This is a genomic window from Halopseudomonas salegens (assembly GCF_900105655.1).
Lineage (GTDB): Bacteria > Pseudomonadota > Gammaproteobacteria > Pseudomonadales > Pseudomonadaceae > Halopseudomonas > Halopseudomonas salegens.
Genome location: NZ_LT629787.1, coordinates 576,482 through 598,816, shown reverse-complemented (window position 1 = coordinate 598,816; position 22,335 = coordinate 576,482). Strand labels below are relative to the sequence as shown.

Below are 22,335 nucleotides of genomic sequence, written 5' to 3'. Positions count from 1 at the left end.
ACTCACGATTTGTGCTCTCCCTTGAGCAGGTCTTCAATATAATCATTCGCCGGGTAATGAAAGGGCACGGGGCCATCCGGCTCACCCTGCATGAACTGACGAATGCGCGGGTTATCCGATTGCATCAATGCTTCCGGCTCCCCCTCACCCAGCACCTGACCATCACCGATCACATACAGGTAGTCGGCAATACTGGCGGTTTCTGCCAAATCATGCGAAACGACGATGCTGGTCAGATTCAACGCATCATTCAGCAAGCGAATCAGGCGCACCAGTACTCCCATGGAAATCGGGTCCTGCCCAACGAAAGGTTCGTCATACATCATCAGTTGCGGATCCAGCGCAATTGCACGAGCCAGAGCCACGCGGCGCTTCATGCCACCGGACAGCTCATCCGGCGCCAGTTTCCAGGCTCCCCGCAGGCCGACTGCCTGCAGCTTGAGCATGACGATGTCGCGAATCATGTCTTCCGGCAGATCGGTGTGCACCCGCAACGGGAAAGCCACATTCTCGAACACACTGAGATCAGTAAACAGCGCACCGCTCTGAAACAACATGCCCATGTGCTGACGCGCGGCAAACAATTCCTTGCGTCCCAGATCAGGGATATTCTGCCCGTTGACCAGTACCTGACCACTCTGTGGCCGCAGCTGGGCTCCCACCAGACGTAGCAGGGTGGTCTTGCCACAGCCTGAAGGCCCCATGATGCCCGTGACCTTGCCGCGAGGAATGCGAATATTGACGCCATCAAAAATGCTGTGACTACCCCTTTTGAAGGTCACATCATTCAGCTCTACAAGGTAGTCGTTTGCATCGGTCATCGGACACGGCTCTGAGTGCGAGTTGGCGTTACCGCAGTAACGAACGCGCTAATATACCAGCTTGGCCGTCTGCGCCCAAGCTGCACTGCTTGCAAGACATGACTGCAGGATGAGAAAACCCCGATTACTGGGTATACTGCCCGGCACATTGCTTCAGAACGCGACCGTAATGCCGATACCGACACCCGATTTTGACTACATTGCCTCTGCCCAGCGCACCATCGGCCTGGAAAGAGATGCCGTAAACAGTCTGCTGAATCGTCTGGACTCCGCCTTTGAAAGGGCCTGCAGGACGTTGCTGGCCTGTAACGGACGAATTATTGTGACCGGCATGGGCAAATCCGGACATATCGGCAACAAACTCGCGGCGACCCTGGCCAGCACCGGCTCACCGGCTTTTTTTGTCCATCCCGGCGAAGCCAGCCACGGCGATATGGGGATGATTACCCGAGAGGATGTCGTTATTGCTTTGTCCAACTCGGGCAATACCAACGAAGTCGTCACCCTGCTGCCACTACTGAAGCGTCTGGGCGTCCCCTTGATCAGTCTGACCGGCAACCCGGAATCGACTCTGGCCAAGGCAGCTATCGCCAATCTCGACACGGGTGTCGAACAGGAAGCCTGCCCACTCAACCTGGCACCCACCTCCAGCACCACCACTGCTCTGGTGATGGGTGATGCATTGGCTATCGGTTTGCTGGAAGCCCGGGGGTTCAGTGCTGAAGACTTTGCCTTTTCACACCCCGGCGGCAGCCTGGGACGGCGACTACTCTTGCTGGTCGACGACATCATGCATGCCGGCGAGCGGATGCCGCTGGTCAGCACCGACACATCCCTGCGCGATGCCTTGCTGGAAATGACGCGCAAGGGGCTCGGCCTGACCGGCATTCTGACCGCCGACGGCAGCCTGGCCGGAATCTTTACCGACGGCGACCTGCGTCGTACCCTGGACCAGCCAATCGATATTCATCAAGTGCGTATCGACACCCTGATGACCCGGCGCTGCAAAACAGTCCACCAGGGTGCTCTCGCGGCAGAAGCGCTGAAAATCATGGATGACGGTAAAATCAGCGGGCTCTTTGTGGTCGACCCTGACGGCAAACCGGTAGGAGCACTGAACATGCATGATCTGCTGCGCGCGGGGGTGGTATGAACCAGGCCCAGTTACAACAACGCGCCGCCGCCATCCGCCTGGCTGTCTTTGATGTTGATGGCGTACTGACTGATGGCCGCTTGTACTTCATGCCTGACGGCACAGAATTCAAATCGTTCAACACCCTTGACGGGCACGGCATCAAAATGCTGATCAACAGCGGCGTCGAAGTTGCCATTATCAGTGGTCGCCAGTCACCGCTGGTTGAGCGCCGCGCCGCCAATCTGGGTATTCGTCATCTGATTCAGGGCCGCGAAGACAAACTCAATGCCCTCGACGAGCTGCGCCAGAGTGTTCGCGTCGAGCTGGAAGAAATTGCTTTCCTCGGCGATGACCTGCCGGACCTCCCGGTAATGCGCCGGGTAGGTCTGGGCCTGGCGGTAGCCAATGCTGACGCCTTTGTTCGTCAGCATGCCCATGGCGTAACCGCCGCCAGTGGTGGTGCCGGCGCCGCCCGCGAGTTCTGCGAATTCATCATGCGCGCCCAGGGCACGCTGAATGCGGCACAGGCTGCATACCTGTGACCATGCGCCTGCCCCGCTACCTCGTCACCGGCGTCATCGGCATATTGATTCTTGCCCTGGCACTGGCCGTCGGCTACTGGAATATCCGCCCGGCCAGCTTTGTGCCCACCCTGGTCATCAGCGACTCCGGGCAACCCGATTTCATCATCGGCCCGGCCTGGACACTGGTGCGCGACGATGATGGTCAGCCCAGCTACCGCTTGCAGAGCCTGCGTACCACCCATGAACTGACGACTGGCCAGAGTCGCCTGAGCCAGCCAGAGCTGACGTTGTACCGGCCAGAGCCAGAACCCCCCTGGCAATTGCAGGCGGCCAGTGCTCTGATCAGTGCCGAAGGTGACCAGGTCGAACTGACCGACAACGTTGTGATCGAGCAGACCCTCCCCAACGGCCAGCAACGCCGCCTGCTGACCGATGCACTAACGCTGCACCCGGCGCGCGATTATGCGGAAACCGCTGAGGACGTTAGAATTGAGTATGCTGAGAGCGCAACTACCGCCCGCGGCATGCAGGTTTTTCTCAATGACAGCCGTGTAGAGCTGCTGTCCACGGTAAGAGGCCGACATGAGGTCGATTAATACTCTGTTACTGGCTACCTGTTTGCTAGCCAGCCCGATTGTGCTGGCAGTTGACAGCCAGCAGCCAATCAATATCCAGGCAGACAGTGCCACGCTCGATGATGCCCGCAATAGTGCTGTATATCGTGGTGACGTTATCGTGACCCAAGGCAGTATGCGTCTCACCGGCAGCCAGGTGACGCTGTCCATGGACAGCAATGGCGAGGTCAGCAAGCTGGTTTCGACCGGTAGCCCAGCAACCTGGCGACAGGACCCGCCAGACGGGCGCGGTGAGATCAACGCCCGCGCGCAAACCATTGAATATCATGCCGACGCCCAGCGCGTGGTGTTGATAGAACGCAGCCATCTGGATCAGGCAGGGGATACGTTCAGCGGCGACCTGATCACCTACGATATCAACCGCCGCGTGGTAGATGCCGGTCAACGGGACGGCGCCAACGGCAGTGATCAACGCATCGAGATCACCATCCAGCCACGCAATCGCGATGGTGAAAACTGATCATGGCCACCCTCGAAGCCCAGCACCTGGCCAAAGCCTACAAAGGGCGACAAGTCGTCCGTGATGCATCCATTGGCATCAGCAGCGGAGACGTGGTCGGCCTGCTTGGCCCCAACGGCGCCGGCAAGACCACCTGTTTCTACATGGTTGTCGGCCTGGTCAAAGCCGATCAAGGCAAGATCACTATTGATGGTCGGGATATTACCGCACTGCCGATGCATGGGCGGGCACGGGCGGGTATCGGCTATTTGCCACAAGAAGCCTCGATCTTCCGCAAGCTGACCGTCGCGGAGAATATCATGGCGATTCTGGAGACCCGCAAGGATCTCAACCGCGAGGGTCGCAAAGGCAAACTGGAATCACTGCTGCGCGAATTTCACATACATCATCTGGCCAACACATTGGGCATGAGCCTGTCCGGTGGTGAGCGCCGGCGGGCAGAAATTGCACGCGCGCTGGCTACCGAGCCACGCTTCATCCTGCTGGATGAACCCTTTGCCGGTGTCGATCCGATTTCAGTCAACGACATCAAACAAATCATTGAGCATCTCAAGGACAAGGGTATCGGTGTGCTGATAACCGATCACAACGTACGCGAAACGCTTGATATCTGTGACAAGGCCTACATCCTCAACGATGGGGTCATCATTGCCGAGGGCTCAGCCGACGATGTGCTCGCCAGTCAGGTAGTGCGTGATGTATACCTTGGCCACAGCTTCCGCCTGTGACCAGCGCATCCGCCCTGTTCCGCTTCATTCCAGCAACCTGCAAGCCGGCGCAGCTATGTAAAAGCGCCTTGATTTCAGGCATGCTATGACACAGGTAGAAACATTTTGCAGCCAAGGTTGAACACCCACCGATGAAAGCCTCACTCGTCCTCAAGATGGGGCAGCAGCTGACCATGACGCCGCAGCTGCAGCAAGCCATCCGACTGCTACAGCTATCCAGCCTGGACTTGCAACAGGAGGTCCAGGAAGCGCTGGAAGTCAATCCGATGCTGGAAATGGCCGACGACGGCGACGACGACTATACCGCTGCCGGTAAAAATGAGCAGAGTGAAGGCGGCGATCATGACAATGGTGAAGAGGCTCCGGCCGTTACCTTGCCCGATCCGGTTGAGTTTGAATCACGGCAACCGAATGCTGACGCACCGGAAGGCAAGTTTGACGAAATCCCTACCGACCTGCCGGTAGATACCCAATGGGAAGATGTCTACCAGACCTCGGCCAGCTCATTGCCGAACCAGGATGATGAGGAGTGGGATTACACCTCGCGTACCGGCACCGGTGAAACCCTGCAAAGCCACCTGGAGTGGCAGCTCAACCTGATCCCCCTGTCGGATACCGACCGCCTGATTGCCGAGTCGCTGATTGATGCGATCAGTGCTGACGGATATCTGGAAGAAAGTCTGGAAGACATTCTGGAGTCCTTCGACCCCATGCTGGACATCGAAGCCGATGAAGTGGAAATGGTCCTGCACCGGATCCAGCAATTCGAGCCCGTCGGTGTTGGCGCACGCAGTCTGAGCGAATGCCTGAGTCTGCAATTGCGCCAGTTGCCAGCCGACACTCCCCTGCTGGAGCAGGCCCTGCGCCTGGTCAAGGATCACCTGGAGCTGCTGGGTAGCCGTGATTTCACGACCCTGATGCGCCGCACGCGGATGAAGGAAGAGCAGCTACGTGACGTCATCAACCTGATCCAGACGCTGAATCCCCGCCCCGGCAGCGAAATTGCCTCAGGCGAAGCAGAATACGTGATCCCGGATGTCATCGTGCGCCGGGAAAAAGACCGCTGGGTGGTTGAGTTGAATCAGGAGGCAGTACCCAAGGTACGCGTCAACGGCCAATACGCTGCCATGGTTCGCCGTGCCGACAGCAGTAGCGACAACACTTACCTGCGCAACCACTTGCAGGAAGCGCGCTGGTTCATCAAGAGCCTGCAGAGCCGAAATGAAACCCTGATGAAAGTGGCCAGCCAGATCGTCGAGCATCAGCGAGACTTCCTCGAGCAGGGTGAAGAAGCGATGAAGCCGCTGGTACTGCACGATATTGCCGAAGCCGTGGGCATGCACGAGTCAACCATTTCCCGTGTAACCACGCAGAAATTCATGCATACGCCCCGTGGCATCTTCGAATTGAAGTACTTTTTCTCCAGCCATGTCAGCACCAGTGAAGGGGGTGAATTCTCGTCTACCGCCATTCGTGCCCTGATCAAGAAACTGGTGGCGACAGAAAACCCAAAGAAACCATTGAGTGACAGCAAGATCGCTGGTTTACTGGAAGAACAGGGAATTCATGTGGCCAGGCGCACCATCGCCAAATACCGCGAGTCGCTCAATATCGCCCCATCGAGTGAACGCAAGCGGCTGGTTTAAGCCAGCCCCGATTTGCAGTGCAGCACCGGGCAATGCGTTGCCCACAGCAAAAACGCCAATCAGGAGGCACTCTATGCAACTAAATATCAGCGGTCACCAGCTTGATGTTACTGACGCCCTGCGCGACTACATTACCGAAAAAATGGCCCGCCTGGAGCGCCATTTCGACAAGATCACCAACGTGCAAGTTACCCTGGAAGTGGAAAAGCTGCGTCAGAAGGCGGAAGCCAAACTGCACATTGCCGGTGGCGAAGTTGTTGCCAACGCTGACCATGAAGACATGTACGCTGCTATTGACCTCTTGACCGACAAGCTCGATCGCCAACTGATCAAGCACAAGGAAAAGACCATTGACCGCCAACAAGGCGCCCATGCGCGCTAAGGCCTGAACGCATACCCCATGCAAATATCACAAATCCTCAGCCCTGATCGTACCTTTGCCGGTGTTCAGGGCGTTTCCAAAAAACGCGTGCTGGAGCTGACCGGGAAACTGGTTGCCCAGCACACCAGCCTTGATGCTGACGCCATTTACGAAAGCCTGATTGCCCGGGAAAAACTCGGCTCTACCGGCTTTGGACATGGTATCGCCATCCCCCACTGTCGCCTGTCCGGCTGCAGTAAAGCGGTTGGCGCACTGCTGCAACTGGATGGCAAAATCGACTTCGATGCCCTTGATGGTGAACCGGTTGACCTGATATTTGTTTTGCTGGTCCCGGAGGAAGCCACCGAAGAGCACCTGCAGATTCTCAAGATGCTGGCCGAACGGCTGGACCAACCCACTCTGCGGGCCGCCCTGCGCAAAGCCGCGAATGCCGAAGACCTCTATCAGGTCATGGTTGACGCCGGCAGCGGAGACTAGGCGACATGCGTCTGGTGGTCGTCAGTGGTCGTTCCGGTTCGGGCAAGAGCACTGCGCTGCACCTGCTGGAAGACAACGGCTTTTACTGTATCGACAACCTGCCCGCTGGCCTGCTGCCGGAACTGGCGAATCAGGCCAAGAATCACCATACACAGCTGCCCAAGGTAGCCGTCAGCATTGATGCTCGCAATCTGCCCAGTGATCTGGCGCGATTTCCCGAGCTACTGCGGCAGGTGCGTGCCTCAGGTATTCAATGCGACGTGCTGTTTCTTGCCGCCACAGACGAAGTATTGATCAAGCGATTCTCCGAAACCCGGCGCAAGCACCCGTTAACCGATGAAAATCTGTCACTGCCTGAAGCCATCGCTCAGGAGCTGGAACTGCTGGCACCCATCATCGACCTGGCCAGCCTGAAAGTAGACACCAGCCACCTGACGCTTTATCAGCTCCGTGACGAGCTTAAACAACGCTTGCTGACCAATCAGGGCCAGGGCGTTTCCATTCAGGTGCAATCCTTTGGCTTCAAGCGTGGCGTACCGGTCGATGCGGACCTGGTATTCGATGTTCGTTGCCTGCCCAATCCTTATTGGAAACCGGAACTACGTCCATTTTCCGGGCGTGACGAGGAAATCCGTACCTATCTGGATGCGCTGCCTGAGGTCGAGGATATGTACCAGGACATCTACCAGTTCCTGCGCAAGTGGCTACCCCGCTACGCCGCCGGTGAACGCAGCTATATGACTGTCGCCATCGGCTGCACGGGCGGCCACCACCGTTCGGTCTATATTGCCGAACGTCTGGTCAGGGAACTCGCTTCACACACCAAAAACCTGCTGCTTCGCCATCGCGACCTACATTGAAACCCCATGCCGACCCGTACTCTTACCATTATCAACAAACTCGGCCTGCACGCCCGCGCTGCAGCCAAATTCGTTGCCGTCGCGCAACAACATGACTGCCAGGTGCAGGTCGGAAAATGTGCCAACAGCCTGGTCGACGGCAAAAGCATCATGCAGGTCATGATGCTCGCCGCCAGTAAAGGCACCGAGGTGTGCATCTGCTGTGAAGGCGAACACGCCGAACAGGCGCTGGATGATCTGCAAGCATTGATCAACGATTATTTTGGCGAGGGTGAGTAAGGGTTCACCCTTGCCAGCCCGATATACAGTCAGTTCCATGAGACAAGGCAACCATCCTTGTCTATGTAGAGGTAAATGCCCGGGTACACCCACTGGTCATCGCCTCGAGAACTCCTGTTGATGGCAAGCGGCTGACCCAACGCCCGTTTGACCTCGGCGGTCGTCATGCCAACGACAACCTCCTTTTTGACCATGGCTGTCCGGATTTCCTGAGCTGACAGGTCAATGTCACATGTTCTTTGCTCGCCAACCACGGTCACCCGTGCTCGGGGCTCAGTATCAGGCTTCGATTGAACCTGTGGCGTCCCCCAGGGTATCAGTTCACCATCACCGCTGGGGGGAGGGTTGTGGACAGTGACTTCGGTACCCGCCGAGCCGTCCGGACAGGCAATTTGACTGAATACCTTTTCGCCGTTTGGCCCGGTGCACTGGTACACAGGCTGAGCCTGCACTTGTGCAACCACAATCAAGGTCAGGGTGACGCCCAGTGTAGCGTTTTTCATGTCAGGCCTCCTGCCTGTCGTTGCTTCCGTGCAAAACCGCGTTTGTCAGGCTCCACCAACGGTCATGCCATCGACCAGCCAGCTGCCGGTCAGGTAATTGCCACGGCGTTCGGTGTCACTACCCACACAACGCAATTGCGTGAACATGTCGCGCATGTTGCCGGCCACGGTAATCTCTTTGACCGGATAGGCGATCTCGCCATTCTCTACCCAGAAACCACCGGCCCCGCGCGAATAATCGCCGGTGACCATATTTACGCCCTGCCCCATCATCTCGGTCACCAGCAGCCCCGTGCCCATCTCTTTCAGCAAGCTATCGAGATTGCCAGCATTGGTCGTGATATGCAGGTTATGCACCCCGCCCGCATTGGCGGTGCTGGGTAGGCCAAGTTTGCGCCCGGAATAACTGCTGAGCATCCAGCTTTGCAGCACACCCTGATCGACAAATGACTTGGCCCGGGTTGCCAGCCCCTCACCATCAAAGGCCGCACTGCCAAGGGCCTGAGGTAGATGCGGACGCTCATCAATGGTGACCCAGTCCGGAAATATCGGCTGGCCCATGGCATCCAGCAGGAAGGTGGATTCACGGTAGACCGAGCCACCAGCAATCGCACCCATCAACTGACCCAGCAAACCCGCAGCCTGGTCGGCAGCGAACAGCACCGGCACCTTGGCGGTTTTCACGCTACGCGCACCCAGGCGCGCCAGGGTACGTTCTGCAGCCCGCTCGCCAAGGGCCTCGGCACTGCTCAAGCGGTCGGCACGACGATCAATGCTGTACCAATAATCACGCTGCATACCCTGCTCGTCGGCAGCAATCAATACTGCCGAAGCGCTGTGGCGGGTACCAATCGCGCTGCCGATAAAGCCATGACTGTTGCCATAAACCCGGCAACCCTGCTGAGTGCTGACATTGGCGCTGTCACTGGTCAGGCGTGCATCTTTAGCCAGCGCGGCGGCTTCACAGGCCAGCGCGCGCTCAATAGCCTTTTCTGCATTCAGTTCCCAGGGGTGATACAGATCCAGATCCGGCAGCTCACTGGACCTGGCCATCAGCGCCGCATCCGCCAGCCCGGCATAGGGGTCTTCTGAGGCATGACGGGCAATCGCCAAGGCAGCCGACACCGTGGTACGAATTGCTTCATCCGAGGTATCCGAGGTGCTCGCCGACCCCTTGCGCTGACCAACATACAGACTGATGGCAAACCCCTGATCGCGATTGAACTCGACTGTCTCCACTTCACCCTGTCGCACCCCCACTGACAGCCCGGTATTGTGGCTGACACCAACCTCACAGGCACTTGCCCCCTGTTTGCTGGCTTCCTGCAGGATAAAGTCGACCCGCTGCTCCAGTTCACTGCGCAATTGTTCCGGGCTTTGGCTGGGTGATGTCGGGTTCTGGCTCATGGGTTCTCCTCTGGTGGTGCGACAGTTTAACCTACTGCGACCCGGTTTGCGGACAGCGTTGCGGCAGCACGGTATCATGGCGGCAACCGCTATTGATTCGCGCAAAAGGTTGACGATGACAGACTTTGAAGATGAAGAACAGCTTGACGAAGGCCCCAGCAAATCCCAGATAAAACGTGAGCTGCACGAGCTGCGTGAGTTGGGCCAGCGCCTGACCGAACTCAAGCCCGAGCAGCTGGACAAGCTCAACCTCAAGCCCAAGCTGCGCCTGGCGCTGGAAGAAGCCCCGCGCCACACCGCACGTGGTGCGCTGAAACGGCATCTGAGTTTTGTCGGCAAACTGGTGCGCGATGAAGACATCGACAGCATTCGCGCGCTGATCGAACGCATGGACAGCAGCAGCCAGGCGCATGCCGAGTACTTCCATCAACTGGAGCGCTGGCGCGATCGGCTGGTCAGTGGCAAACCGGATGAGCTGGAAGCCTTTATCGCGTCCTACCCGCAGGCTGCAGATGACCGTCAGACCTTGCGGCAGCTGATTCGTCAGGCTACCAAAGAAGCGGCGGAAAACAAGCCACCCGCCGCTTCGCGCAAGATTTTCAAACGCATCCGCGAAATCGTCGAAAACGATTGAGCCAGACGCAAAAAACCCCGGTCAGTGACCGGGGTTTTTGTTATCGCACTGGCTTAGAAGCCCAGAGCAAAGTCCTCTTCAGCCATATCCATCAGGTTATCCGCACCTGAGAGGATAGCGTCTACATGCATGCGGGTACGCGGCAGGATGCGCTGGAAGTAGAAGCGCGCAGTCTGCAGCTTGGCCTTGTAGAAAGCCTCGTCGCTGGTACCGGCAGCCAGTTTTTCGCTGGCAACGCGAGCCATGTCAGCCCAGAAGTAAGCCAGGCAGGCATAACCGGAGTACATGCAGTAATCAACTGCAGCCGCGCCGACCATTTCGCGGTCTTTCATCGCGGCCATGCCAATCTTCATGGTCAGCTCGCCCCATTCCTTGTTCAGCTGGTTCAACGGCGCAACGAATTCCTGAATGTTCTCGTTGCCTTCGTTGGTCTGGCAGAACTTGTGCACGACCTTGGTAAAGACTTTCAGTGCTTCGCCCTGGGTCATCAGTACCTTGCGACCCAGCAGGTCGAGGGCCTGAATACCGGTGGTGCCTTCGTACAGCATGGCAATACGCGCATCACGCACGTTCTGCTCCATGCCCCACTCGGCAATAAAGCCATGGCCACCATAGATCTGTACACCGTGGTTGGCTGCTTCAAAACCGACTTCGGTCATGAAGGCCTTGGCGATCGGCGTCAGGAAGGCCAGCATGGCTTCAGCGGCTTTCTTCTGCTCTTCGTCCTGGCTGTTCTTCAGGATATCCACCTGCTTGGCGGTGAAGTAAACCATGGCACGGTTGCCTTCATTGAAGGCTTTCATGGTCAACAGCATGCGACGTACGTCAGGGTGCACAATGATCGGATCAGCCGGCTTTTCAGGGGCCTTGTTACCGGTCAGTGAACGCATTTGCAGGCGCTCGCGGGCATACTTGATGCCACCCTGGAAGGCGACTTCGCCGTGGGCCAGGCCCTGCAGCGCAGTACCCAGACGGGCGGTATTCATAAAGGTGAACATGGCGTTCAGACCCTTGTTCGGCTCACCGATCAGATAACCGGTAGCGTCGTCAAAGTTCATCACACAAGTGGCGTTACCGTGGATGCCCATCTTGTGCTCGAGCGAACCACAATGCACACCGTTGCGCTCGCCCTTCTCGCCGTCAGCATTGACCACGAACTTGGGTACGATGAACAGCGAGATACCTTTGGTACCGGCCGGTGCATCGGGCAGGCGGGCCAGCACGATGTGAATGATGTTCTCTGACATGTCGTGCTCGCCAGAGGAGATAAAGATCTTGGTGCCGGATACCTTGTAGCTGCCATCGGCCTGCGGCTCTGCCTTGGTGCGCAGCATGCCCAGATCGGTACCGCAATGCGGCTCTGTCAGACACATGGTGCCAGTCCACTCGCCAGATACCAGCTTGGGCAGGAAGGTGTGCTTCTGCTCGTCACTGCCGTGGGTATCCAGAGTGTTCATGCAGCCGTGTGACAGGCCGGGGTACATACCCCAGGACCAGTTGGCCTGACCAACCATTTCGCTGATCGCCAGACCCAGTGACTCGGGCAGACCCTGGCCGCCGTGATCCGGGTTGTGCGCCAGGCTCGGCCAGCCACCTTCAACATATTGCTGGTAGGCCTCTTTGAAACCGGTGGGAGTTTTCACGCCCTCGGGGGACCAGGTGCAACCTTCGGTATCGCCAACACGGTTCAGCGGGGCAATGACCTGCTCACAGAACTTGGCGCCTTCTTCCAGGATGGCATTGACCATATCCGGTGAAGCGTCTTCAAAACCCAGGCTCTGGTAATGTTCTTCGTAACCCAACAGTTCGTCGCGTACAAAGCGGATATCACGAAGGGGAGCTTTGTAGTCTGGCATGGTGCTGACCTCAATGGTGTTATCGGTGTTCAAGAGCAGCCGTTGGCTGCACGTTAAGGTTGCCCTTCATCGGGCAATTCAAACAGACGTTTGAAACATACGTTTATGGAGCACCCATGTCAACCCTTTTTCCCCTTCAGCAGGCAAGGAAAATTGTTTCAGCGACAGCAGGCATCCGCTGCAGGAAATCAACCGCAGCGCCGGCATCCGGCCAGCGAATAAAGAGGAGTCGAATACACTCAGATAGCAGACTTGCAGACTCAATCACCGCTCATGTCAGGCGTGTCAGTCAGCAATCAGGCGCGAAGATCCAGTAACGAAGACAGGTTGGCACCCTGCTCAGCGGATTGATAGCTCGCAAGAGCGGAACGACTGCGCAGGGTGGAGTCATCGACTCTGTCGGCTGCCGCGCTTTCACTGGAGGACTCACCCGCTGTCACACCTTCATCGTCAGCATCCGCATTACCCGACACCGCACTGGCACTGTCGTCCTCATCGTCAGCGTCAGTGGACAGGCTTTCCTGTGCCAGCTCGGCGCGGGACGCTGCAGCTTGCTGTGCCGCTTGAGCGGCAACCGCAAGGTCTTGCGGCGAAGGCTCCGCAGGCGCGAGCGCAGCACGCTGCACCTGCTGCATTTTTTGCAACGTGGCTTCCGGATTGTTCGCAACCGGAGACACATCGATCGCTACCGAGCCACCTACCGCATATTGGCGACCATCCGGGCCACGTTGAAAGTCATAGCTTACCGGGCCGGCATACTGCCCACCCACGGCGAGGTGCGACTGTTCATGGGCACGTACTTCTCGGTCACGCTGGGCCAGGGTACGGATTTCCTGCTGCAACAAACGCTGCATTTCAGCTTCGGCAGACGCCGCACGTTGTTCCAGTTCAGCGGCACGCGCAGCCTCGGCATCACCATCCCCCTCGCGCTCTGTATTGGTTGGCGGTGAGGAGGCGGACGACGTGCCGACACCAGCGGGCGATATGGCTTGCCGATTACTGACCGCCTGACCAGAAACGCCAACAGCGCTGACGGCGGCATCGGGAACACGCGGGGAGACGCTCGGCAAATCAGGTTGCCTGGCGGTATAGGAAGGAGGAGTAACTGCACCGCTGAGCGCGGCAGAAAGCAGCATGGGTTTCAGCTCAATGGCAACGGCTGGTCAGTACCAGCCGTCATGTTCAAGCACTAACGTCCAACAGGGTGCCCAGCACCTCATCGGCCGTATCAATAACGGAAGCGCCGGCTTCGGCTTCCTGACGACCCTGTTGCAATTCAACCAGGCTATCGACCAGGTTGACCGGTCGGCTGGTTTCCAAAGGCGCAGCTGCTGGAGCCTGCTGGCCATTGCCAACCTGACTCAGAGCTTGCTGCTGTTGCGCCGGATCGGGCTGCTGGCCGGCCCGGGCAATATCGCTGGCGGCGCTGGTCATGCGGCTCTGGCCCTGACGTACGGTGGCCAGTCCACTGGAAACAAGATCAACTGAAGGCATAACAACCTCCTGATGTGGGATTTACACTGATAATGGCATATCTGGTTAATTTTTGCACGACCGTCAGTCAGTTTGATGTGACTGCAGGTCGCTCAGTTTCAGGTGCCCGGCAACCGCTGCAGCACTGGCGTTTGCCAGGCTGGGCACCACGCCCAGGCAAGGGGCTGACATCAATTGTTGCAAGGTCGCCAGGTTCTCTTGCGGCCGGCTCATCTGCGGATCAATCTGATTGGCGACCCAGCCAGCCAGATGCAAACCGCTGTCCCGGATCGCCTTGGCCGTCAACAGGGCGTGATTGATGCAACCCAGGCGCATGCCGACGACCAGAATCACCGGTAACTGCAAAGCAATTGCCAGGTCAGCCAGGGTTTCACTGCCGCTCAGGGGTACCAGCCAGCCGCCGGCTCCCTCGATCAGGGTCAGGTCTGCCTGCTGCTGCAATACCGGCTGACAACCGGCCAGCAAAGCAGCCGCTGTCAGGGTTACCCCGGATTCAGCCGCTGCAATGTGCGGGGCAATGGCCGCTTCGAGTGCTACCGGGTTGATCAGGTCGTAGGCCAGCGCAGGCTGACATTCCGCCTGCAGGGTCAGGGCATCATCATTGCGCAAACCCTCAGCGGTTCGCTCGCAACCGGCAGCGACCGGCTTGACCGCCGCCGTCGTCAATTCCTGTTGTCGCGCCGCGTGCAAGAAGCCCGCAGCAATAGTGGTTTTGCCGATTTCAGTATCTGTTCCGGTAACAAAAAACACCTGTGCCATCGTCATTTCCTCGTTCACTCCTGCACCTGCAGGATCACCTGCGCTACCTGATAGGTTGCCGGTAAGGTCCCGTCAGCCTGCCGAAAACGCTCATAAGCCTGCGTCAGGGCACGCAAGCGTGCGCGCCCAGTCAGGCCACCGGGGCGCCCCGGATTTCTGTTGTTGGCGCCCAACGCCTTGAGCTCGCGGGTCAGCTCACTCAGCTGCTGGTACTGCAAGACGTACGGCTGCACCTGACAATGCTGGATGCGCAGGCCGCTGTCAGTCAGTAACGCTTGCAGGTCAGCCGCCGGCATAAAGCGGTTCACATGCACAAAACCATCTACCGCCTGCCAGGCCTGGCGCAGCTCGTGCAGCGAGCCATCGACCAGGGTGGTAAAAGCCAGGTAGCCGCCGGGGCGCAGAACACGACGGGCTTCCGCCAATACCTGATCCAGCCGTGGGCACCATTGCACCGCCAGGCTGGAAAACAGCAAATCCAGGCTAGCGCTGCGCAGTGGCAGGTGCTCGGCATCGGCCACCGCCCAGCCCTGCACGGCCGGCGGTTGCTGCCGCGCCAGGCGCACCATGCCTTCAGCCAGATCAAGGCCAAATACCTGTGCCGCATAACGCGCGTGCAAGGCACGGGTAAAAAACCCGGTGCCACTGCCCAGATCCACCACATGACGTGGCTGCATGGCAGGCAGCACCGCCAGCAGATCATCGCCGACCTGACGCTGAAAAGCTGCCGCCTGATCATAGCTGGAGGCCGCACGGCTGAAGGATGCTGCCACTTGGCGTTTGTCGATTACCGCCTCACTCATGCAGCGACTCCAGAAAAGTCGCAATCTGCTCAGCGACCCAGGCCGGCTGCTCCAGCGCCAGCGCATGACTGGCCTCAGGGTGCTGGCGAATACGCGCTGAGGGAGCCAGGGCTTGCAGGCCTTCAGCCGCAGCGGCTGGCACCAGCGCATCGCCAGCGCCGAGACAATGCAATACCGGCGCATTGGCACGGGCCAGAAAGGCGCGGTTATCCAGCACGCCCAGCAAGGCCAGCAAATGCAGCCGTTGTTCGGTAGTGTGCCTGTCCCAGGGCAGAGCCCGGGCCAGGGCACGTGCATCCTCACTGCCCTGGGTCACCAGCAGGGCGAAGCGCTTCAGGGTTTTCTCCGGCTGGTCGCAAAAGTCTGCGTAAAAGGTCTTCCAGGTCGCCGCCGGCATCGCCGCAGACCAGTCCTTGCGCTGCACGAAACAGGCATTGCTGGCCAGGGTGACCACTGCCGGAAAGCGCTCGGGAAAGCGTCGCTGCAATTGCAAAGCCAGCATACCGCCCAGGGACCAACCCACCAGAACACCCGGTCGCAACTGTTCGGCCCACTGGCTCAAACCGGGCTCCAACTCGGCCATGCGCAGGGCCGGCAGGTTGGCCAGATCAATCTGCGCGCTCGGCAGTGTCTCCGACAGCGCCTGCCGCAGTGGCTGCAGGCTGGCGGCATCCAGTGCCCAACCCGGCAGCAGGGTCATGTCGGCAGTACTCACATCAGTCATGTAACGCTCCGCTGACGCGCCGATTGGCTTGTTCGAGCGCGGTCAATAAGTGGTCGACATCGGCCAGGCTGTGCTCGGCAGACAGGGTTATGCGCAAGCGGGCAGTGCCTTTGGGTACCGTGGGTGGGCGGATCGCGGTGACCAGAATACCCTGCTCACGCAACGCGGCTGACATCATCAGGGCGCGGGCGCTGGAGCCGACCAGCACCGGCTGGATCGGTGTCGGGCTGTCCATCAGCTGCAGGCCCAGGGACTGGATGCCCTGGCGCAGGCGCGCAATCAGGTGCTGCAGATGCTCGCGTCGCCAGTTTTCATCCCGCAGCAATTGCAGACTGGTCAGCGTTGCCCAGGCCAGTGCTGGCGACTGGCTGGTGGTGTAGATATAGGGCCGCGCAAACTGGATCAGAGTTTCAATCAGTTCTTCACTACCGGCGACAAAGGCGCCACTGGTGCCAAAGGCCTTGCCCAGGGTACCGATCAGCACCGGCACATCCTCGCTGCCGAGGCCATAATGCTCAACAATGCCGCCGCCCTGCGGGCCCAGACAACCAAAGCCATGGGCATCATCCACCATCACCCAGGCACCTGCCGCTTTGGCCCGCGCACAGAGCTCGGGCAAGCGCGCCAGGTCGCCATCCATACTGAACACGCCGTCAGTCACCACCAGGGTATTGCCGCTGGTCTTGGCCAGGCGACTGCCCAGGCTCTCGGGATCGTTATGCAGATACCGCGAGAAGCGCGCGCCGCTGAGCAGGCCGGCATCGAGCAGCGAGGCGTGATTCAGCCGGTCCTGCAATACCGTATCGCCCTGCCCGACCAGCGCAGTGACCGTGCCCAGGTTGGCCATGTAGCCACTGGACAACAACAAGGCACGCGGCCGACCGGTAAACGCCGCCAGCGCCTCTTCCAGCTGGTGATGCGCGCCACTATGGCCAATCACCAGGTGCGAAGCACCACCACCAACACCCCAACGCTGTGCGCCCTGGGTAAAGGCCTCAACCACCTTGGGATGATTGGCCAGACCGAGATAGTCATTGTTGCAGAAGGCCAATAACGGCTGCCCATCAACCATCACCCGCACCCCTTGCGGCGACTCCAGCAAGGGGCGTTGGCGATATAAATGGGCAGCGCGGCGCTCGGCCAGGCGTGAGGAGAGATCAAAGGGCATAGGGGCCTCAAGGCGACGGCAAGACATGACGCCCAAGTCGTGCGGGTGGATTTACTGCATCGTCACAGCGGTTGCGGCCAGCGTGCAGCTGATTGCCTGAAGCTGGCCGCTGCAGCGGGGTTCAGCCCGCTGCATTCACAAACAGCTCACTCTCGCGCTGCTCCACCAAAGCCTGCTCAATGGCCGCCTGGTGCACTTCATCATCGTGCTCTTCACGCTCTTCCGGCTTGATGCCGAGGCGTTCGAACAGGCGCATGTCTTTCTCCGCTTGCGGGTTGCCGGTCGTCAGCAAGCGCTCACCATAGAAAATCGAGTTGGCACCGGCAAAGAAGGCCAGTGACTGGGTTTGCTCGTTCATCTGCTCGCGCCCGGCAGACAGGCGCACGTGGGATTTCGGCATCATGATACGAGCGACCGCCAGGGTACGAATGAAGTCGAAAGGATCCACATCCTCCTCGTTCTCCAGCGGTGTGCCCTTGACCTTGACCAGCATATTGATCGGCACGCTTTCCGGATGCTCCGGCAGGTTCGCCAGCTGAATCAGCAGACCGGCACGGTCACGCAGGCTTTCGCCCATGCCGAGAATGCCACCGGAACAGATTTTCATCCCGGCGTCCCGCACGTAGGCCAGGGTTTCCAGACGGTCACCATAGGTGCGCGTGGTAATGATGTTGCCGTAGAACTCCGGCGAGGTATCCAGGTTGTGGTTGTAATAGTCCAACCCGGCATCGGCCAGCGCAGCAGTCTGCTCCTTGGTCAGCTTGCCCAGGGTCATGCAGGTTTCCAGACCCAGCTTGCGCACGCCTTTGACCATTTCCAGCACGTAGGGCATATCCTTGTCCGACGGGTGCTTCCAGGCCGCGCCCATACAGAAACGGGTCGCACCGATGGCTTTGGCGGCAGCGGCTTCATCCAGTACTTTCTGCACTTCCAGCAGTTTTTCCTTGTCCAGCCCGGTGTTGTAGTGGCCGGACTGGGGACAGTATTTGCAATCTTCCGGACAGGCGCCGGTCTTGATCGACAACAGGGTCGACACCTGCACCCGATTGGCATCAAAATGCTGCCGGTGTACTGTTTGTGCCTGGAACAACAGATCGTTGAAGGGTTGCTCAAACAGGGCCAATACCTCGGCGGGGGTCCAGTCGTGACGGGTTACGGAAGCGGTCATGCAGAAAATCCTTGGCTGGATGGATAGGTTGCGGCAGTACGTGGCCGGCAACATGGCAATGTTTCAAATGATAACGGCGGCATGGAGGCTGTCAACCGATGCAAATCCGACAGGTTTACATTAGATCACTTTTTAATCAGGCGCTGACTGTGTTTTCCCGCCACTGCCAGTTATGCCTTGGCCCCAGTGACAGCCACAGTGATATATGTAGCGCCTGTCAGGCTGAACTGCCCTGGCTGGGCAGCCACTGCGCACAATGCGCACTCCCACTGCATGACACATCCCCCGGCACCCTGTGTGGCCAATGCCTGCAGCAACCACCGGCCTTCCGGCAGGTAATTGCACCTTTCACCTACCGTTTTCCACTCGACAGTCTGATCCCGGCTTTTAAGTATCACAATCAACTGGCCTCCGGCCGCCTGCTGGTGCCCGCCCTGATACAAGCAATACAGCATCACCACAACGAGTATGACCAGGCCTTGCCCGAGAGACTGCTGCCGATGCCACTGCATCGCCAACGTCAGGCCCAGCGCGGCTACAACCAGGCCTTTGAACTGGCCCGCCCGGTAGCCCGAGCGCTCGGCATCCAGCTTGACCGTCACAGCCTGCTTCGTCGCCAAAGCACGCCAGCACAACAGGGCCTTAGCGCCAATGAACGCCGGCGCAACCTGCAAGACGCTTTTCATTGCCCTCAGCCGGAACAGATCCATGGCCTTCACCTGGCTGTCCTTGATGATGTGGTCACTACCGGCGCCACCGCCAATGAAGTCAGCCGCACGCTGTTGAAGGCCGGTGCCGCCAGTATCAGCATCTGGGCACTGGCCCGCACGCCCTGACCCCGGGCAACAAAATCCTTGCAGCCAACCGCCGAAGGCTTGAAGCTTGCGGGTCGAGTCTTGCTGGAGTTGCCCCATGTCCGATCACCCCTTTGCTGCCCTGACCCCGGATACCGTGCTGGATGCGGTAGAGTCGCTGGGTTTTCTCAGCGACGCGCGCACGCTGACGCTGAACAGCTACGAGAACCGGGTATTCCAGATCGGCATTGAAGGCGGGCAACCCCTGATCGCCAAATTCTACCGCCCCGACCGCTGGAGCGATGCCGCGATTCGCGAGGAGCACCAGTTTTCGATCGAGCTGGCCGAGCGCGAAATCCCGGTGATTCCCCCCATGCAGATCGATAACGAAACCCTGTTCGAGCATGCCGGCTTTCGTTTCACCCTGTTCAAGCGTTTTGGTGGCCGCGCACCGGAATTCGACAACCCTGACCACCTGCTGATGCTTGGCCGCTTGCTCGGTCGCCTGCATGCCGTCGGGGCCATGCGCCCCTTTGAGCACCGTCCGACCCTGGACCCGGCCAGCTTTGGCCATGCCAGTGTCGACTGGCTGGAACAGGCCGGTTGCGTGCCGGAGAACCTGCGCCCGGCCTATTTTTCCGTGGCCCGCGACCTGCTCGCTGAAATTGACGTTCGCTGGCTGCAACACCCGTTTCAGCCCATCCGCCTGCATGGTGACCTGCATGTCGGCAACCTGCTCTGGCGTGACGAGCTGCTGTATATGGTGGATATGGATGACTGCCGCATGGGCCCGGCGATCCAGGATCTGTGGATGATGCTCTCCGGTGAACGCGACCAGCGCCAGGGGCAGCTGGCCGAACTGGTGGATGGTTATAACGAATTTCACGACTTCGACCCGCGCCAGCTGCCGTTGATCGAATCCCTGCGCAGCCTGCGACTGGTCCATTACAGTGCCTGGCTGGCACGGCGTTGGACAGACCCGGCCTTTCCGCGGCATTTCCCCTGGTTTGCCAGCGAGCGTTACTGGGCTGATCAGGTGCTGACCCTGCGCGAACAACGCGCCGCACTGGATGAACCCGCGCTGCGCACCTTCTGATCTGGTTACATAACGGTCATCAATGGCCGTTTCCAGTCACGCCGCGAGCGCATACAATGCCGGCGATCAAATTCGAGGTAATCACCATGTCCAATATCCTGCCTGATGCCCGCAACCTGGCCTTCGAACTCTACGAAGTGCTGGATGCAGAAGCCCTGACCCAGCGCGAACGTTTCGCCGAGCACAACCGGGAAACCTTCGACGCCTCGATCGAGACCGCGCGCACCATCGCGGAAAAATTCTTTCTGCCGCACAACCGCAAAAGCGACGAGAACGAGCCCAAGTTCGTTGACGGTGCAGCCGAGCTCATCCCCGAGGTCAAGCCCGCCGTCGAGGCTTTCCTTGAAGCCGGCTTCCTGAATGCCACGCGCAGCTTCGAACAGGGCGGCATGCAGTTGCCCACCCTGCTGTCACAGGCCTGCTTTACCCAATTCCAGGCGGCCAACATTGCCACCTCGTCCTATCCCATGCTGACCATGGGCGCGGCCAACCTGATCGAAAACTTCGGCAGTGACGAACAGAAGCAGCGCTTCCTGCAGCCGATGATTGAAGGCCGCTTCTTCGGCACCATGGCGCTGACCGAACCCGATGCCGGCTCCTCGCTGTCGGATATCCGTACCAAGGCCGAACCGGCTGATGACGGCAGCTACCGCCTGAAAGGCAACAAGATCTATATCTCCGGTGGCGATCACCCGCTGTCGGAAAATATCGTGCACATGGTGCTGGCCAAACTGCCCGACGCTCCTGCCGGCGTGAAGGGTATCAGCCTGTTTATCGTGCCCAAGTTCCTGGTCAACGATGACGGCAGCCTGGGCCAGCGCAACGACGTTGCCCTGGCTGGCCTGTTCCACAAGATGGGCTGGCGCGGCACCACCTCCACCGCTCTGAACTTCGGTGAGAAAGGTAACTGTGTCGGTTATCTGGTGGGCAAGCCGCACAACGGCCTGAACTACATGTTCCAGATGATGAACGAGGCGCGCATTGGCGTTGGCATGGGCGCGGTCATGCTCGGCAATGCGGGTTACCAGTATTCACTGGACTATGCGCGCAACCGCCCGCAAGGTCGCCTGCCCGATGGCAAGGACCCGAGCAGCCCGCAGGTCTCGATCATCGAGCACACTGACGTCAAGCGCATGCTGCTGACGCAGAAAGCCTATGTCGAAGGTGGCTATGACCTCGGTCTGTACGCTGCCCGCCTGTTTGACGACACCGAGACCCTGCCGACAGAAGAAGAGCGCAAAACAGCGCTTGAACTGCTTGATCTGCTGACCCCGATCGTCAAGGCCTGGCCGTCGGATTACTGCCTCAAGGCCAACGAACTGGCGATCCAGATTCTTGGTGGTGCCGGCTATACCCGCGAGTACCCGGTCGAGCAGTACTACCGGGAAAACCGCCTGAACCCGATCCATGAAGGCACCAACGGCATCCAGTCACTGGACCTGCTGGGTCGCAAGGTCGTGATGAACAACGGCAGCGCACTGAAGCAGCTGTCGGCCTTGATTCAGGACACCTGTGGCCGCGCCCGCGACCATGACAGCCTGAACCAACTGCGCGAACCGCTGGAAAAACTGCATGCGCGCCTGGGCAAGGTGACCATGACCCTGCTCGGCAATCTGGGCCAGGGCAAGATCAACGAAGCGCTGGCCAATTCCGCGCTCTACCTGAACACCTTTGGCCACATGGTCATCGGCTGGCGCTGGCTGGAACAAGCCGTCAAGGCGCAGGAAGGCCTGGACAAGGGCAACCCGGCGGATGCCGATTTCTATCGCGGCAAACTGCAGGCAGCCCGTTACTTCCTGACCTGGGAAGTTCCAAGCTGTCACCCCGCGCTGGATCTGCTGGAGTCTCTGGACCCGACCTGCATGGATATGCAGGACAGCTGGTTCTGATCCCGATTGCGGTAGCGAGCACCCCGCTCGCTACCGCATCCTTCACACCACAGCGCCTCCCCCTTCCCATCCCTGCCCGCTACGACTAACCTG

At 59.2% G+C, this 22,335-nt stretch carries 25 protein-coding genes; 14 read left to right on the top strand and 11 right to left on the bottom strand.

The window, feature by feature from the left end; all coding sequences use genetic code 11:
* Positions 1–2 precede the first annotated feature (2 nt).
* Entirely contained in the window at positions 3–821 is an 819-nt protein-coding gene (locus tag BLU07_RS02645; protein WP_092383885.1) for an ATP-binding cassette domain-containing protein, read from the bottom strand.
* Positions 822–990: 169 nt separating this feature from the next.
* Here BLU07_RS02645 and BLU07_RS02640 point away from each other — a divergent pair, with 169 nt between their 5' ends.
* From BLU07_RS02640 to BLU07_RS02595, 10 genes are all read left to right on the top strand, one after another.
* Positions 991–1,974, top strand: a complete 984-nt coding sequence (locus BLU07_RS02640) for a KpsF/GutQ family sugar-phosphate isomerase (RefSeq protein WP_092383883.1) — start codon at positions 991–993, stop codon at positions 1,972–1,974.
* Positions 1,971–2,498, top strand: a complete 528-nt coding sequence (locus BLU07_RS02635) for a KdsC family phosphatase (protein WP_092383881.1) — start codon at positions 1,971–1,973, stop codon at positions 2,496–2,498. The genes BLU07_RS02640 and BLU07_RS02635 overlap by 4 nt, the downstream gene beginning before the upstream one ends.
* 2 nt (positions 2,499–2,500) lie before the next feature.
* Positions 2,501–3,076: an LPS export ABC transporter periplasmic protein LptC gene (gene lptC / locus BLU07_RS02630; RefSeq protein ID WP_092383879.1), complete on the top strand. Its 576-nt coding sequence runs from the start codon at positions 2,501–2,503 to the stop codon at positions 3,074–3,076.
* On the top strand, positions 3,063–3,575 hold the full coding sequence (gene lptA / locus BLU07_RS02625; protein ID WP_092383877.1) for a lipopolysaccharide transport periplasmic protein LptA: 513 nt from the start codon (positions 3,063–3,065) through the stop codon (positions 3,573–3,575). Before lptC ends, lptA begins: the two co-directional genes overlap by 14 nt.
* Positions 3,576–3,577: 2 nt before the next feature.
* Entirely contained in the window at positions 3,578–4,303 is a 726-nt protein-coding gene (gene lptB, locus BLU07_RS02620) for an LPS export ABC transporter ATP-binding protein (RefSeq protein WP_092383875.1), read from the top strand.
* Positions 4,304–4,434: 131 nt separating this feature from the next.
* Positions 4,435–5,949, top strand: coding sequence for an RNA polymerase factor sigma-54 (locus BLU07_RS02615; RefSeq protein ID WP_092383873.1), 1,515 nt, complete (start codon positions 4,435–4,437; stop codon positions 5,947–5,949).
* Between the two features lie 73 nt (positions 5,950–6,022).
* Positions 6,023–6,331, top strand: a complete 309-nt coding sequence (hpf, locus tag BLU07_RS02610) for a ribosome hibernation-promoting factor, HPF/YfiA family (RefSeq protein ID WP_092383871.1) — start codon at positions 6,023–6,025, stop codon at positions 6,329–6,331.
* Positions 6,332–6,349: 18 nt separating this feature from the next.
* Complete coding sequence (gene ptsN / locus BLU07_RS02605; protein WP_092383869.1) at positions 6,350–6,808, top strand: PTS IIA-like nitrogen regulatory protein PtsN; 459 nt, start codon at positions 6,350–6,352, stop codon at positions 6,806–6,808.
* A gap of 5 nt (positions 6,809–6,813) precedes the next feature.
* On the top strand, positions 6,814–7,668 hold the full coding sequence (gene rapZ, locus BLU07_RS02600; RefSeq protein WP_092383867.1) for an RNase adapter RapZ: 855 nt from the start codon (positions 6,814–6,816) through the stop codon (positions 7,666–7,668).
* Positions 7,669–7,674: 6 nt separating this feature from the next.
* Positions 7,675–7,947, top strand: coding sequence for an HPr family phosphocarrier protein (locus tag BLU07_RS02595; protein ID WP_092383865.1), 273 nt, complete (start codon positions 7,675–7,677; stop codon positions 7,945–7,947).
* Between the two features lie 29 nt (positions 7,948–7,976).
* Here BLU07_RS02595 and BLU07_RS02590 read toward each other — a convergent pair whose 3' ends face one another.
* Complete coding sequence (locus BLU07_RS02590) at positions 7,977–8,450, bottom strand: DUF4124 domain-containing protein (protein ID WP_092383863.1); 474 nt, start codon at positions 8,448–8,450, stop codon at positions 7,977–7,979.
* Positions 8,451–8,495: 45 nt separating this feature from the next.
* A complete protein-coding gene (gene pmbA, locus BLU07_RS02585) occupies positions 8,496–9,857 on the bottom strand; it encodes a metalloprotease PmbA (protein ID WP_092383861.1) in 1,362 nt (453 codons plus the stop codon).
* A 115-nt stretch (positions 9,858–9,972) separates the two neighbouring features.
* Here pmbA and yjgA point away from each other — a divergent pair, with 115 nt between their 5' ends.
* Complete coding sequence (gene yjgA, locus BLU07_RS02580) at positions 9,973–10,491, top strand: ribosome biogenesis factor YjgA (protein WP_092389532.1); 519 nt, start codon at positions 9,973–9,975, stop codon at positions 10,489–10,491.
* A gap of 53 nt (positions 10,492–10,544) precedes the next feature.
* On the opposite strand, the gene BLU07_RS02575 is transcribed toward yjgA, so the two are convergent.
* The 8 genes from BLU07_RS02575 to bioB all read right to left on the bottom strand — a co-directional run bounded on the left by BLU07_RS02575 (position 10,545) and on the right by bioB (position 18,517).
* Positions 10,545–12,347, bottom strand: a complete 1,803-nt coding sequence (locus BLU07_RS02575) for a phenylacyl-CoA dehydrogenase (RefSeq protein ID WP_092389530.1) — start codon at positions 12,345–12,347, stop codon at positions 10,545–10,547.
* 296 nt (positions 12,348–12,643) lie between these two features.
* Positions 12,644–13,483: a putative metalloprotease CJM1_0395 family protein gene (locus BLU07_RS02570; protein WP_092383859.1), complete on the bottom strand. Its 840-nt coding sequence runs from the start codon at positions 13,481–13,483 to the stop codon at positions 12,644–12,646.
* A 46-nt stretch (positions 13,484–13,529) separates the two neighbouring features.
* Positions 13,530–13,841, bottom strand: a complete 312-nt coding sequence (locus BLU07_RS02565) for a hypothetical protein (RefSeq protein ID WP_092383857.1) — start codon at positions 13,839–13,841, stop codon at positions 13,530–13,532.
* 63 nt (positions 13,842–13,904) lie between these two features.
* Positions 13,905–14,600 (bottom strand): dethiobiotin synthase, encoded by a 696-nt coding sequence (bioD, locus tag BLU07_RS02560; RefSeq protein ID WP_092389528.1) that lies wholly within the window; start codon positions 14,598–14,600, stop codon positions 13,905–13,907.
* 14 nt (positions 14,601–14,614) lie between these two features.
* Entirely contained in the window at positions 14,615–15,403 is a 789-nt protein-coding gene (bioC, locus tag BLU07_RS02555) for a malonyl-ACP O-methyltransferase BioC (protein WP_092383855.1), read from the bottom strand.
* A complete protein-coding gene (locus BLU07_RS02550; RefSeq protein ID WP_092383853.1) occupies positions 15,396–16,127 on the bottom strand; it encodes an alpha/beta fold hydrolase in 732 nt (243 codons plus the stop codon). Before BLU07_RS02550 ends, bioC begins: the two co-directional genes overlap by 8 nt.
* Positions 16,120–17,295, bottom strand: coding sequence for an 8-amino-7-oxononanoate synthase (gene bioF / locus BLU07_RS02545; protein WP_092383851.1), 1,176 nt, complete (start codon positions 17,293–17,295; stop codon positions 16,120–16,122). Before bioF ends, BLU07_RS02550 begins: the two co-directional genes overlap by 8 nt.
* A 121-nt stretch (positions 17,296–17,416) precedes the next feature.
* Positions 17,417–18,517: a biotin synthase BioB gene (gene bioB / locus BLU07_RS02540; RefSeq protein ID WP_407920089.1), complete on the bottom strand. Its 1,101-nt coding sequence runs from the start codon at positions 18,515–18,517 to the stop codon at positions 17,417–17,419.
* Between the two features lie 44 nt (positions 18,518–18,561).
* Between bioB and BLU07_RS02535 the strand changes: the two genes are divergently transcribed.
* The 3 genes from BLU07_RS02535 to BLU07_RS02525 all read left to right on the top strand — a co-directional run bounded on the left by BLU07_RS02535 (position 18,562) and on the right by BLU07_RS02525 (position 22,242).
* Positions 18,562–19,299 carry a ComF family protein gene (locus BLU07_RS02535; protein ID WP_407920088.1) on the top strand — a complete coding sequence of 246 codons (738 nt, stop codon included), beginning with the start codon at positions 18,562–18,564 and terminating at the stop codon, positions 19,297–19,299.
* Between the two features lie 76 nt (positions 19,300–19,375).
* Positions 19,376–20,353 carry a serine/threonine protein kinase gene (locus BLU07_RS02530; RefSeq protein ID WP_092383847.1) on the top strand — a complete coding sequence of 326 codons (978 nt, stop codon included), beginning with the start codon at positions 19,376–19,378 and terminating at the stop codon, positions 20,351–20,353.
* An 86-nt stretch (positions 20,354–20,439) separates the two neighbouring features.
* Positions 20,440–22,242, top strand: a complete 1,803-nt coding sequence (locus tag BLU07_RS02525; RefSeq protein WP_092389524.1) for an acyl-CoA dehydrogenase — start codon at positions 20,440–20,442, stop codon at positions 22,240–22,242.
* Positions 22,243–22,335: the final 93 nt, after the last annotated feature.